The 13,160-nt window shown below is 61.7% G+C and carries 12 protein-coding genes; 9 read left to right on the forward strand and 3 right to left on the reverse strand.

Annotated elements, in window-relative coordinates; translation table 11 throughout:
- The first annotated feature begins 43 nt into the window (after positions 1–43).
- Positions 44–871, forward strand: coding sequence for a sulfurtransferase (locus QWU43_RS11555; RefSeq protein ID WP_370914256.1), 828 nt, complete (start codon positions 44–46; stop codon positions 869–871).
- On the forward strand, positions 868–1,473 hold the full coding sequence (locus QWU43_RS11560; protein ID WP_370914255.1) for an SMC-Scp complex subunit ScpB: 606 nt from the start codon (positions 868–870) through the stop codon (positions 1,471–1,473). Before QWU43_RS11555 ends, QWU43_RS11560 begins: the two co-directional genes overlap by 4 nt.
- Here QWU43_RS11560 and QWU43_RS11565 read toward each other — a convergent pair.
- A complete protein-coding gene (locus QWU43_RS11565) occupies positions 1,470–1,946 on the reverse strand; it encodes a hypothetical protein (protein ID WP_370914254.1) in 477 nt (158 codons plus the stop codon). The two genes, QWU43_RS11560 and QWU43_RS11565, sit on opposite strands and share 4 nt — an antisense overlap.
- A 113-nt stretch (positions 1,947–2,059) precedes the next feature.
- Positions 2,060–3,577: a peptide MFS transporter gene (locus QWU43_RS11570; RefSeq protein ID WP_370917907.1), complete on the reverse strand. Its 1,518-nt coding sequence runs from the start codon at positions 3,575–3,577 to the stop codon at positions 2,060–2,062.
- A 318-nt stretch (positions 3,578–3,895) separates the two neighbouring features.
- On the opposite strand from QWU43_RS11570, the gene QWU43_RS11575 reads away from it, so the two are divergent.
- The 7 genes from QWU43_RS11575 (at position 3,896) to der (ending at position 12,687) form a co-directional block, all read left to right on the forward strand.
- Positions 3,896–5,497 carry an ABC transporter transmembrane domain-containing protein gene (locus QWU43_RS11575; protein WP_370917908.1) on the forward strand — a complete coding sequence of 534 codons (1,602 nt, stop codon included), beginning with the start codon at positions 3,896–3,898 and terminating at the stop codon, positions 5,495–5,497.
- Positions 5,494–7,332: an ABC transporter ATP-binding protein gene (locus QWU43_RS11580; RefSeq protein WP_370914251.1), complete on the forward strand. Its 1,839-nt coding sequence runs from the start codon at positions 5,494–5,496 to the stop codon at positions 7,330–7,332. The genes QWU43_RS11575 and QWU43_RS11580 overlap by 4 nt, the downstream gene beginning before the upstream one ends.
- Positions 7,333–7,444: 112 nt before the next feature.
- Positions 7,445–8,725, forward strand: coding sequence for an adenosylmethionine--8-amino-7-oxononanoate transaminase (locus QWU43_RS11585; RefSeq protein ID WP_370917909.1), 1,281 nt, complete (start codon positions 7,445–7,447; stop codon positions 8,723–8,725).
- Positions 8,722–9,396, forward strand: coding sequence for a dethiobiotin synthase (bioD, locus tag QWU43_RS11590; RefSeq protein WP_370917910.1), 675 nt, complete (start codon positions 8,722–8,724; stop codon positions 9,394–9,396). The genes QWU43_RS11585 and bioD overlap by 4 nt, the downstream gene beginning before the upstream one ends.
- 71 nt (positions 9,397–9,467) lie before the next feature.
- Complete coding sequence (locus tag QWU43_RS11595; RefSeq protein ID WP_370914248.1) at positions 9,468–10,346, forward strand: pseudouridine synthase; 879 nt, start codon at positions 9,468–9,470, stop codon at positions 10,344–10,346.
- 17 nt (positions 10,347–10,363) lie between these two features.
- The gene (cmk, locus tag QWU43_RS11600) at positions 10,364–11,056 is read left to right on the forward strand and encodes a (d)CMP kinase (protein WP_370914310.1); all 693 of its coding nucleotides are present in this window, start codon (positions 10,364–10,366) and stop codon (positions 11,054–11,056) included.
- Entirely contained in the window at positions 11,053–12,687 is a 1,635-nt protein-coding gene (gene der / locus QWU43_RS11605) for a ribosome biogenesis GTPase Der (protein ID WP_370914247.1), read from the forward strand. The genes cmk and der overlap by 4 nt, the downstream gene beginning before the upstream one ends.
- Positions 12,688–12,953: 266 nt before the next feature.
- Here the strand turns inward: der and QWU43_RS11610 are convergent.
- A partial coding sequence (locus QWU43_RS11610; RefSeq protein ID WP_370917911.1) for a hypothetical protein occupies positions 12,954–13,160 on the reverse strand: 207 nt, incomplete at its 5' end.

Raw genomic sequence — 13,160 nt, forward strand, 5'->3', positions numbered from 1 at the left:
GAAGGGGTTTTACCGAGCCTGACCTTACCGTATCCTTCAATATATGTCCTCTGTCACAGTTCCTGGCCCTGTCGTGTCTGTCGAGTGGTTGTCTGACAATCTCAAGTACCGGACCGAGGGGCTCGTTATTCTGTGTGTCTCAATGGGAGACGCTGAGAAGTGCTCCGAGGGAATCCCGGGAGCACTGTTAGCGGATCTGGAGGGAGAATTCTCGGATTCTGATTCGCCTCTTCCGCACACTGCGCCTAGGGATGTCCGGGATGTGTTCGAAGGGTACGGCATCTCCGACGGTACTGCGGTCGTGGTGTATGACCGTTTCGGGATCATGTGCTCGCCTCGTGTGTGGTGGCTCGCTAAGGTGGCGGGCCTGGACAACGTTGCGGTTCTGGATGGAGGACTTCCGGCTTGGATCGCAGCCGGGTATCCCACGGACGTACTCGCGACGGCGGCGCGGAGGGGGACAATCACGTCCGCAGGGCGGCCTGAACTCATCGTTGGCACAAGCGGGGTCTGGCGTGCGCTGGCCCGGAGCTCCTGGGAGGTCGTGGACGCCCGGAGCGCCGGTCGATTTTTCGGCGTGGAACCGGAACCCCGTCCGGGGTTGAAAGCGGGGCATATTCCGGGCAGCGTCAATATGCCGTTTACGACTGTTCTTGATGAAGGTAGGCTCCGGGACAGCGATGAACTAGCAGAGTTGTTTCATCAGATGGTGGGGGATGCCCGTCGGATGACATTCAGTTGCGGCTCCGGGGTGACTGCATGCGTAGGTGCACTCGCGGCGACGTGTGCGGGATACACGGATCTCACCGTGTATGACGGGTCATGGGCTGAATGGGGTAGTCCGGAGGCGGATCAACCGGTTGGTCCATGAGGCAGAGCCACGCCGGTAGAGTGTTCGGGGTGAGTGAGGAACCAGACCTTCCGGCGCCCGCTTCAGTGACTGCACTGCGATCGCAGATTGAATCGATCCTGCTTGTCATAGATACTCCTGTGGGCGTTGATACGTTGTCGACTGTGCTCGGTGCTGCCCCTGGTTTGGTCACCGAGGTTCTGGAGGAGATTCGTGACGAGTTCGATGCCCGAGGCAGTGGATTTGACCTGCGTTCCAGCGCCGAGGGTTGGCGGCTGTACACGCGTTCCTCGAACGCTGGAGTTGTGGAGAAACTGATCCTTGACGGTGGTCAGTCTCGGCTCAGCCGGGCGGCATTGGAGACTCTCGCGGTGGTGGCATATCGACAACCGGTGACCCGAGCCCAGGTCTCTGCGGTGCGTGGTGTCAATGTGGATGGTGTCATGCGCACCCTGCAGCTCCGCGGGCTGATTCGCGAAGTCGAGGTCGATCACGGTACCGGTGCGCATCGTTACGCCACGACAGAACTGCTTCTGGAGCTCCTCGGTGTCGACAGTCTCGACCGGCTACCGGATCTGGCCCCGCTTCTTCCGGACGTGGATACCATCGATGAGGACTACTAGCCACCGGTACGATCCGCACCCGGGGTCGGTGGATCGAGGGATACCAGTGTGAAGGTACCGCTCCGTTCCTCAAACGTGGCCCGGGTGTCCGGTGGGTAGAGCCGCAGTTCAGCGGGGCCCGAGCAGAGATCTATCTTCGATCGGGCGAAACGTTTGATGATCGTGCGTCCCGAAGGTTTGACGACTCCGATCGCGTTGGAATCCTCCAGAAGTCCCGTTTCCGGGATACTCTTCTGAGGCCCTTCACCGAGAACCTCATCCACGGTGGATCGAGGTTGGTGGGGGCAGATGACGGTCATCGCGGTGGCATCCGAGTCGTAGAGCGTTGCGGGAATGACATCGTACGGATGGGTATCCAGGGTTTTCAGGAGCGGATCACGGCCGAAGTCGCATGCGGCACCACTGAAGCCCAGCGTCGTCAATGCCACTACTAGCAGCGTTGATGTCGGGTGGAAGATCGGGGAACGTGACACGGGGATTCCTCCTTCGGTGTTGCCGACCGCCCCTCCGGGACGCGGTTTTACGGCGTTTCCCATTATCCTCATCCCGGGCGGTACGCGGGGACTTCCGTGGAAACGATGACGGATCATTCCCTTATGGAGCGTTCCGGCGCAGGTGTGTCCGCTGATCCTGCCTGCACGAGGTGGTTGATCCGCCGTCCAAGTAACAGAACCATGGTGCCGATCACGATGACCGTCAGACCACATCCGGTGAAATAGATGCGCTCGGTTGTCGCGTCATCCGGGTTGTAGAGCCTGGAGATGACACCCGCTGCAGCGGTTCCGGCCGCCATGGTCAGGAAGTAGAGCGCCGAGAATCGTGTTCTGTAGCTCGCCGGAGCGAGCCCGGTTGTGGTTGACATCCCAACCGGACCGACGAGAAGTTCGCCGCAGGTGATGATGAGAACTGCGGCGGTGAGTGCGAGGAAGGGGGTGCTGGCGGGGCCGCCACCGGTGAAGGGAAGAAGAACCAATAGTCCGCACCCTGAGATAATGACTCCGATGGCCATCTTCGTCGCTGAACCGATCCGGTTCCCCAACGCAGCCCACAGGAGTGCCGCGGGGCCGGATAGGATCAGGATGAACGCCGGGTTGAGTGATTGCGTCCAGGACGCAGGTATTTCACGGGATGCTCCGAACAGATCGATCGTTCGGTCGAGTCGGATGTCCGAGTAAACCGCGAACACACCGTAGGTCTGGTTCAGAACAGCCCAGAATGCGGTGGACGCGAGGAATATCGGTATGAATGCCGTGACCTTGTTCCGTTCGATGTCATTCAGGGAGTTGTCCCGAAGCATACGGACGAACAGTAGTGCCGCAGCTCCGAGAGTGAGGGCTAGGAACACGTTGGCCGCTGATCCCACATTCAACCACCCGAGGTACACCATCGCGACGACCGTGGCGATACCGGCCAAGGCTACCGCGATGGTTCGGGCACGGGATTCCCTGGGCAGGGGATCAGTGGGCTGTACCGCGATATTTTGTGGTCGTGTGATGAGATAGTTTGTCAGGCCCACCAGCATGAGTGCGGCGGCGGCGCCGAATCCGTAGTGGAACCCACGGGTACTGTGGAGCCAGCCGGTGAACAGGGGGCCTAGAAGAGCCCCAACGTTGATTCCCAGGTAGAAGATCTGGAATCCCGCGTCGCGTCTGCCCTCATTCTCGGAAAAGGCTGTTCCCAGGACCGTGATCGCCGAAGCTTTGAGAGCACCCGAACCGATCGCCACCGCAAGCAGTCCGGTGGTGACTCCGGGGATGCCGGGAACCACGGCTAGGACGAGGTGTCCCACCACGAGGATGACCGCACCTCCGAGGAGCGTTTTCTCCGCCCCCGTGAGTCGGTCGGCTACCCATCCGCCGCCGAGGGTGCAGAGATAGACCAGGGATCCGTACGCGCCCATCAGAGCGGTTGCGTCGGCTCGATCGATACCGAGGCCGCCGTCCGCTGCGGAATGGTAGAGGTAGTACAGCATGATTGCCTGCATGCCGTAGAACGAGAAGCGTTCCCACATTTCCACGCCGGCGACAGAGAGAAGCGTTCGGCCCTGATTGGGCTTCGGAGTATCGACCGGAGACGCTATTGAACAGCGTTCAAAAGTTGTCATGATTAGGATTATCGGGTTTTTCTTTTTCTCCGGGCAAACCGTCTCAATGAGGGCGGGTACCCCCGTCGTGGGATGTAGCGGGGAGCGGCATCTGACCGTAGTGTCGGGCGGTGAAAGGTATTTCGGGTCGGAGATGATGTGACGGAAGCATGAAACATGCTTACCCTTAAGCGACCCACACAACATTTCGCCGGAAGAGGACACATGACGCAGGTGGATGCCAGTGGCCGATATCCCACGGAACGGGATCGTGCGGAATCTCCCGGTGCTCCCCGCGTTGACGTGAACACGACCCCTCGCCAACTATTGTGGCGTTCGATGACCGCACATCCACGCCTCATGGTGCCGGCCCTGGTTCTGTCGGCGATGCACCAGGTAGGTGAGATAGGGGTTCCGGTCATTGTCGGACTCGCCATAGACCACGGAATCGCGGCGGGAGATGGACGTCACTTCGTGATCCTCCTGATTCTCCTGGGAGTTGACTTCCTTGTTCTGTCAACCGCCTACAGGTACGCGTCACGTCTTGGTTGGATCTCCATGAACTACGTCGAACACGGACTCCGCATGCGACTGACTGACCGCATGCTCGACCCACGTGGGCTTGGGGGCCGACGCAGACTTCCGGGTGAGCTGCTCGCCATCGCCTCCACCGACGCCCGGCAGGTTGCCATGAGTACGCAGGCGCTCCTCTACCCTGTCGGGCAGATGGTCGGACTCATCTTCGGTGCCGCTATTCTGCTGAGCATCTACTGGCCACTCGGTATTGCAACCATCCTTGGGGCACTCGCTGTCCTTTTCACGGCAGAGAAGGTCGGAGGTCCTCTGGCCAGCCGATTCCGTACCCAGCAACAGGCTGCCGCGGAGGCCGCTGGAACAGCAGCGGATATGATGCAAGGGGTACGGGTGATCAAGGGGCTAGGGGCGGATGGAGCAGCGGAGCGTCGTTACCGGAGCCTCTCCCGGAAAGCACTGGCGGCGACCCTACGGTCAGTGAACTCCAATGCAGTGCTGACCGGCTCCATGAGGATCACCGGGGGCCTGCTCATCGCGGCAATCGCCGTCGCCGGTGCGCTCCTCGCGGTCACCGGAACGATCACTCTCGGTCAGATGATCACGGTGATCGGACTGGCGCAACTTGTCACCGAGCCGCTCAACTTCATCGGGGATTTCGGAGCAGTCCTCTGGGCCACTGGAAAGGGCAGTGCCGACCGGGTACTGGGCGTTCTTCAGGCGCCACGGGTATTTGACGGTGTTCGATGTGATTCCCGGGTACCCGGCCCTGGGGTGGTGCTCGATGTCACGGCGGGTGCAGACAGGGTGCTTTTCCGGCCTGGCTCCCTGACCGTGATCGACCTGCCGTCCGCGGATGTTGCCCGACTGACCGATCTTTTGTCGATGACTGTTCCTGCAGCGCCCGGGCTGATCCGGCTCGGCGGCGTCGACGTCGCCGAGCTCGATGTTGACACGGTCCGATCGCGGGTACTCGTGTCACCGCATCGGGCGCAAATTTTCGGGGGAACCGTTATGAGCACGATCGAGGAGGGACTTGGGTACGCAGGAACACGAACACCCGGATCGTCGATAAGCGTCGATACGGCGGCACTCGCCGCGGGACTGGACGACATCATCACTTCGCCCCGTGGACTCGACACCGTGACCGGGGATGCCGGTGAACAACTTTCCGGTGGACAACGCCAACGTCTGGCACTTGCCCGTGCTCTGGTCGCTGATGCCGAGATCCTCATTCTCGATCATCCGACGACCGCGGTCGACTCGGTGACGGAAGCACGTATCGTCGCCCGTGTCAGCAGACTACGTTCCGGTAGAACCACGGTGGTGTTCACCGGTTCACCGACATGGCGTGCCGCCGCAGAACAGGTGTACGACGCAACAGTCGGCAAGAATGAGCTGACCTCGTGACCCGTCAACCAGATGGCACCGGCCGCACCCGGAGCCGTTGCCCCGACACTTCCGGTGCCAGCCATGCACTGCACATCGCCACCGGATCTCAGGTTTGGCGTGTGGTGACCACGGAACTCCGTCCACACCTCGGACGATTCACCTCAGCGCTCATCCTTCTGATTCTCGGCTCCGCCATCGGCCTCGTCTCGCCCCGGTTGATGGGGGAACTCGTCGATCTCGTACGTGATGGGAGGCCTTTGCTGGGCCATACCGGAACCACAGCGGTCTGGTGGGCTGCGGCTGCGATGGCATCTGCGGTCGGTGCCATGGCACTGATAACGGGGTTTGGTTACATACTCATGGCAGGCACCGTGGAGAGGATCATCGCATCCCTCCGTGAACAGGTTGTCTCTGCTGGAATCGGTATGCCCGCTGAACGGATAGAGGAAATCGGTGTCGGGGATCTCGTCTCTCGAACAACCGATGACGTGGCGGAGATGACGCGGGCAGTGAATCAGTCACTCGCGTCGCTGGCCATTGGAGGCTTCGCGGTTGTGGTCACCGTCATCGGAATGGCGTTCCTGGATGTACGGTTTCTCGGGGTAGCGGCGGTGCTCATCCCTATCTACGTCGTCATTGTGCACCGGTACCGGAGGAAAGCCCCGGAGACCTACCTCTGCCAGCGTATGGAGATGGCTGAACGAGCGACCGGGATTCTCGCCAGCCTCCGCGGGCTCAGGACCGTGCGTGCCTTCACCCTCCAACCGGTCCGCCGAGAGCAGATCGGGGAACACTCCTGGCATGCGGTGGAACTGGGTATCTGGATACGGATCCTCATCAACCGCCTGTTCGGCGGCGTCAATCTGGCTGAATACCTTGGAATGACCGGAGTGCTGGTGACGGGTTGGTTCCTGGTTGACGGTGGACATGTGAGTGTCGGGGTCGTGACCACCGCTACCCTGTACTTCCTTCGACTGTTCCAACCCATCGGAATGCTCGTCGTGCTCGCCGATCCACTCGCGTCTGCGGCAGCATCGTTGCGCAGGGTCGTCGGTGTCATAGTGGAACCTGACAGCCGTGCACCCGACACAGACGGTGGACCGGGGATCCCCGACGGGCCTCCACCAGATCTGAGAATTGAACACCTGAGTTTCAGCTATCCGGGCGGAAACCTCGTCCTCGACGACATTACATCCGCGGTTCCGGCAGGTACCGTGACAGCACTGGTGGGAGCCTCCGGTGCCGGGAAAACCACCCTCGGTGCTCTGATCTCAGGCCGCAGGCCGGCCACATCCGGCCGAATCCTCATCGGTGACACCGATACCCGAACTCTTTCTCCCGGCCAGCGGGCCCGTGCAGTGTGCCTGGTCACCCAGGAAGCTCATGTCTTCGCTGGGACACTCAGAGATGACCTGCACCTCGCCGCGCCGGGGGCCGATGACGGAGTCCTCCTCGACGCGCTCCGGAGTGTCGGCGCGGAGGACTGGGTCTCAGCATTGCCGGATGGCCTGGATACCGTGGTTGGAGAACGCGGTGAGGTCCTGGGGCCCGTCGAAGCTCAACAGGTGGCACTCGCTCGGGTACTCCTCGTCGACCCGCCGGTTGTCGTTCTTGATGAGGCAACCGCGGAGGCCGGTGCCCGTGGTGCTGCGGCACTCGAAGAAGCCGCGTGGAAAGTCGTCCGGGGGAGAACCGCCGTGATCATTGCTCACCGGCTTGACCAGGCGGTCCGAGCGGACGAGATCTGGTTGATGGATGCCGGACGGATCGTGGAGCAGGGGCCCCATCGGAAACTCGTGGCTGAGGGCGGTGCCTACGCCCAACTCTGGGAGGTCTGGTCCCGGGGGCGATGACGACTGCCCGGACACATATCAGCGGTCGGTGGCCGCGTCCGTGTCAGACATTACCTAGCGATAGAGTTTCAGGTGACCAGTGAACAATGTTCAACTCTGACGCGAGGAAGCGATGAACGACACCGTCACCTTTGACCAGCAACACATCTGGCACCCGTACAGTCCGACCCCGGCGGTAATGGATCCGCTGCCCGTGGCGTCGACCACGGGTGTGCACCTCACCCTGGAGGATGGGCGGACGCTGATCGACGGGATGAGCTCCTGGTGGGCTGCCTGCCACGGGCACGGGCACCCGTCGCTGGTTGCCGCCGCCCACCGGCAGATCGACACGATGAGCCACATCATGTTCGGTGGTCTCACTCACCGTCCGGCGGTCGATCTCGCCGAACGGCTGCTTCGGATTGCGGGAGAGCCGTTGAACAGGGTGTTCTTCTGCGACTCGGGTTCCGTATCCGTCGAGGTCGCGATCAAAATGGCGCTACAGTACCAGCGGGGAAAAGGACACCCGGAGCGCAACCGACTGATTACCTGGCGGTCCGGCTATCACGGTGACACCTTCGGGCCGATGAGCGTGTGCGATCCCGACGGCGGCATGCATTCACTGTGGGCCGGAACCCTGACCGAGCAGATCTTCGCCCCTGCCCCACCTGTCCGGGGAACTTCGGTGGCACAGCGTCACGATTATCTTCGGCAGGTCGAGGAACTGATCGATGAATCGGTCGCGGCCATGATCATCGAACCCGTTGTACAGGGGGCCGGTGGGATGCGGTTCCACGACCATGAACTCGTCACCGGTGTCCGGGAACTGTGCGACCGGCACGGGATCCTGTTCATCGCCGATGAGATCGCAACCGGCTTCGGCCGCACCGGTGACCTGCTGGCTACCCGGGCTGCCGGGGTGCACGCTGACATCCTGTGCCTGGGGAAAGCCCTGACCGGAGGTTTCATGTCACTGGCCGCCGTTCTAGCAACAGATGAGGTTGCTTCGATGATCCAGAAGCCGGAGGGGGGTGGTGCGCTCATGCACGGACCGACCTTCATGGCGAACCCGTTGGCTTGTGCGGTGGCAACCGCCGCCCTTGACCTGGTCGAGGAGGGATACTGGCGGGAGACGGTGCCCCGAATTGAACGAGAGCTTGTCCGTGGGCTTGAGCCACTCCGGGATCTCCCGGGCGTTGCAGATGTCCGGGTGCTCGGCGCGATCGGCGTTGTGGAGATGGTCCACCCGGTCGACATGCGCGCAGCGACAGAGGCCGCTGTTGCTGCGGGCGTCTGGCTCAGACCGTTCGGACGGTTGATCTACACCATGCCACCTTTCACCGCCACGACGGAGGACGTCGCGGAGATCTGTACTGCCGTCACCGCTGCTGCGGGAGCAAGGGGGGCAGAATGACCGTGCACATCATCACCGGCACGAACACGGACGTCGGAAAGACCATCGCCACGGCCGCGCTCGCCGTGCGACTACACACCACCGGCCGTGCCGTCACCGTGGTCAAGCCCGCCCAGACCGGGGAACCCGAGGGACAGGGGGACCTGACGACGGTGCGTCGACTGGTCGGGGAGACCGTGACGACCGTCGAGTTCGCCCGCTATCCCGAACCACTCGCACCGAATCTGTCGGCCCGGCGCGCCGGGCTTGGGCAGCTCGATCTCGAGGAGACATCGGCCAGGGTCCGGGACCTCGATGCCCCGGGCCGTACTGTGCTCGTCGAGGGTGCCGGTGGGCTGCTGGTCCGGATCGCCGACGACTGGACCATTGCGGATCTCGCCGCGGATCTCGCCGCCCCAGTCACCGTCGTCACCTCTCTCGGGCTAGGGTCCCTGAACTCGGCTGAGCTCACGGTGGAGGCTGCACGGCGTCGAGGTCTAGGTGTCACTGGCCTCATCGGTGGGTGTCTGCCCCCGAACCCGGACCTGGCGACCCGTCTGAACCTCCGTGAGCTGCCCGAGGTCACTGGTGTCCCGCTGCTCGGGTGTATTCCGCAGGGTGCCGGAAAACTTGACCCGGTGAAGTTCGCGCGCGCGACGGAGCACCTCGATGCGGAACCTTTTTCGAGGTGAAATGGCGTCCGGGCGTTGACCAGGCTAGAGTTGGCGCGTTACACAACCACATAGAAAAGGACACGATCACCGTGAACCAACCCGCTCGCCGAGACGGCACACCGGAAAAGAAGAAGCGCGCCGCTGACATCTACGTCTCCAAAGCCAAGCCAGCCCGCCACCAGCATGTCCAGTCCGACCATGATCACCGCGCAGCCACTGTCGGTGATGCCGCAGGAGAGGGTGTCCGACTCCAGAAGGTTCTCGCCCAGGCGGGCGTGGCCTCCCGCCGGATGGCCGAGAAACTCATCGACGCAGGTCGCGTCGAGGTGGATGGCCGTATCGTCACCACCCAGGGCATGCGCATCAATCCCAACACCGCCATCGTCCGTGTCGATGGTGCGAGAATCCGTGTCAACGAGGACATGGTCTACTTCGTGCTGAATAAGCCGCGCGGAGTGCAGTCCACGATGAGCGATGACATGGGACGCCCCTGCGTCGGAGACATCGTCGGCGAGAAGCTCGACGCCGGTCAGCGCCTGTTCCACGTCGGGCGCCTCGATGCCGCGACCGAGGGGCTGCTGCTGCTCACCAACGACGGTGAACTGGCCAACCGCCTCATGCACCCCAAGTACGAGGTGTCTAAGACGTACCTGGCCACTCTCGTCGGTGAAGCTGACCGCAAACTCGTCAAGGAGCTCAAGGAAGGCATTGAGCTGGATGACGGTGTCGCACGTGCGGACTACGTCCAGATCGTCGATGTCCACCAGGGAAAGTCCATCGTCCGCATCGACATTCACGAGGGGCGAAAGCACATCGTCCGCCGCATGTTTAAGACCGCCGGTTATCCGGTGGAGCGGCTCGTGCGCACCAAGATCCACACCGTGTCCCTGGGTGAGCAGACCCCGGGCGCGATCCGTGCCCTCAACAGTGCGGAGCTCGGTAGCCTGTACAAGGCGGTGGGAATGTGACGGCCGACCTATCGAACATGCCTGACGGTGGGCTAATCGTCGCCGTCGACGGTCCCAGCGGGACCGGCAAGTCCACGGTGTGCCGTGCACTTGCCTCCCGCTTGGGGGCCCGTTACCTCGACACCGGTGCGATGTACCGGGTGGCGACACTGCACGTGCTCAGGCAAGGCATCGATCCCGCTGATACGGATGCGGTCATCCGGGCGACCGCCGACCTCCCCCTCGAGGTTAGCGACGATCCGATGTCCACTGCGGTCCTGCTAGCTGGGGAGGACGTGTCCGGGGTCATCCGCGAGACGGAGGTCACCCGTAGCGTTTCAGCCGTGTCCGCCATCCCCGAGGTGCGCCTCAACCTTGTCGAACTGCAGCGCAGCCTTGCACGGCGTGCGCATCGGTGCATCGTGGAGGGCCGCGATATCGGAACCGTGGTGCTCGTTGACGCTCCGGTGAAGGTTTTTCTTACTGCTTCTCCGGAGGTGCGCGCACAGCGACGTTTCGACCAGGACACGGCCGCTGGTCGGGACGTTGACTATGACACGGTTCTCTCGGATGTCATCCGCCGTGATGAACTCGATTCCACCAGAGCGGCATCCCCGCTCAGCCCGGCCACGGACTCCGTGGTTATAGACACCTCCGACATGACGCTGGAGCAGGTCATCGACCGGCTCGTCCAGCTCACCTCGGATAGTGCAGAAAGGACGCGCTCATGAGCGACACACAGCATTCTTCCCCCGACGACGAGCAGGAGACGATGTTCGTCTATCACACCCAGGGTGGTGAGATGGATGCGGTCGGCGTTTTCGCCGATGAGGATGTGGCGGCTCCGCACGGAGGTCACGCCGCCAAGGACTTCGATCCGGCAGAGTTCGGTGAGCGCAACATCGACGATGCCGGGGACATCATCGACCCCGAGTTCGATGACACGGACTTTGCTGACGCCGATTTCGGCGAGGACTTCGGTGATGAGGACTGGGAACGCATGGAGGAGGCGTTCGGTGTCGAACGTCCCGAGCACGTCGAAGAATCCCTCTGCACGGTCGCGATCGTCGGACGGCCGAATGTGGGGAAATCGACACTCGTGAACCGGTTCATCGGACGCCGTGAAGCGGTTGTCGAAGACTTTCCCGGTGTGACACGGGACAGGATCAGTTACCTGGGGGACTGGAACGGGCGTCGCTTCTGGGTTCAGGACACCGGTGGCTGGGATCCCGATGCCAAGGGTATCCACGGCGCCATAGCCCGCCAAGCTGATGTGGCCATGGCCACCGCTGATGTCATTGTCCTCGTCGTCGATACCAAGGTTGGTGTCACCGAGACCGATGAAGTCATGGCCCGTAAGCTCCAACGCGCCGAGGTTCCGGTCATTCTGGTGGCCAACAAGTTTGACTCTGATTCACAGTACGGAGATGTTGCGGAATTCTGGTCGCTGGGACTAGGGGATCCTTATCCGGTGTCTGCGCAGCATGGTCGGGGAGGCGCTGACGTCCTCGATAAGGTTGTTGCTTCCTTCCCCGAGGAACCCCGCCGGAAATCGATTCTCGAGGGGCCGCGGCGGGTTGCGCTCGTCGGAAAGCCCAACGTGGGTAAGTCTTCTCTGCTGAACAAGATCGCGGGTGAAGAGCGCAGCGTCGTCGACAATGTCGCCGGAACCACCGTTGATCCTGTCGATTCCCTTGTCCAGCTGGATCAGAAACTGTGGAAGTTCGTCGATACCGCTGGCCTGCGCCGTAAAGTCAAGAATGCGCAGGGACACGAGTTCTATGCGTCGTTGCGCACCAAGAGCGCCATCGAGGCAGCCGAAGTCTGCATCTTCCTCATCGACGCCTCGGAAGCCATCTCTGAACAGGATCAGCGCGTACTGGCCATGATCATGGATGCCGGTAAAGCACTCGTCGTGGCCTACAACAAGTGGGATCTGATGGACGAGGACCGGCGTCCGCTCCTGGAACGTGAGATCGATCTGCAGCTCGCCCACATCCCGTGGGCGCGGCGGGTGAACATCTCGGCCAAGACGGGGCGTGCCCTCCAACGCCTTGAACCTGCGATGCTCGAAGCCCTGAAGTCCTGGGACACTCGCGTGTCTACGGGGCAGCTCAACACCTGGTTGCGGGCCGTCATCGCACAGAATCCACCACCCATGCGCGGTGGACGTCTCCCGCGTGTCCTCTTCGCGACCCAGGCGTCGACCCGACCGCCGGTGATCGTGCTGTTCACCACCGGATTCCTTGAAGCCGGATATCGACGCTACCTGGAACGCAAGTTCCGGGAGTCCTTCGGTGGTTTTGAGGGGTCACCGGTTCGTATCGCGGTACGTGTGAGAGAGAAGCGTAAACGTAAGTAACACATCGTTCGGCGGTGGCTGTACAACGCCCCGGTCATGGTGAGGACCCCGATCCTTGCACGACCGGGGCGTTGTAGCTGTTGATGACAGGACATTTTCAACAAGAGATCTTTGAAGATTTTATTCCCTAAAAAACTATTTTCAATAAATTTTCGTGAAAATACTGGTCATGGGGTTGCATGTTTGGGCTGTTTTCAACTACGATCATTTTTAGAGCGGCTGGTTGATCATAAGGTTTTCAATAAAGGAAACCTTGATTTCCTCGGTCACGTCTTCAACCCGATCACATCTAAGGAGCACCTGTCATGAGCCACACCTTCCACGAGGGTCACGATCACGAGCACGGCGAGAACTGCGGCCATGAGGCCGTCCGTCACGAGGATCACATCGACTACATTCATGACGGTCACCGTCACTACAAGCACGAGGATCACTGGGACGAGTGCGTTGCGGTCTAGGTCCTGCGCTTGATC

Origin of the sequence: Corynebacterium sp. CCM 9204, from assembly GCF_041357695.1 — a bacterium.
In the GTDB taxonomy this organism is placed as follows: domain Bacteria; phylum Actinomycetota; class Actinomycetes; order Mycobacteriales; family Mycobacteriaceae; genus Corynebacterium.

Coding starts and splice junctions, on each gene's coding strand:
- QWU43_RS11555 (WP_370914256.1), top strand. CDS start 44: ATGTCCTCTGTCACAGTTCCTGGCCCTGTCGTGTCTGTCGAGTGGTTG.
- QWU43_RS11560 (WP_370914255.1), top strand. CDS start 868: ATGAGGCAGAGCCACGCCGGTAGAGTGTTCGGGGTGAGTGAGGAACCA.
- QWU43_RS11570 (WP_370917907.1), bottom strand. CDS start 3,577: ATGACAACTTTTGAACGCTGTTCAATAGCGTCTCCGGTCGATACTCCG.
- QWU43_RS11575 (WP_370917908.1), top strand. CDS start 3,896: ATGACCGCACATCCACGCCTCATGGTGCCGGCCCTGGTTCTGTCGGCG.
- QWU43_RS11585 (WP_370917909.1), top strand. CDS start 7,445: ATGAACGACACCGTCACCTTTGACCAGCAACACATCTGGCACCCGTAC.
- bioD (WP_370917910.1), top strand. CDS start 8,722: ATGACCGTGCACATCATCACCGGCACGAACACGGACGTCGGAAAGACC.
- cmk (WP_370914310.1), top strand. CDS start 10,364: ATGCCTGACGGTGGGCTAATCGTCGCCGTCGACGGTCCCAGCGGGACC.
- der (WP_370914247.1), top strand. CDS start 11,053: ATGAGCGACACACAGCATTCTTCCCCCGACGACGAGCAGGAGACGATG.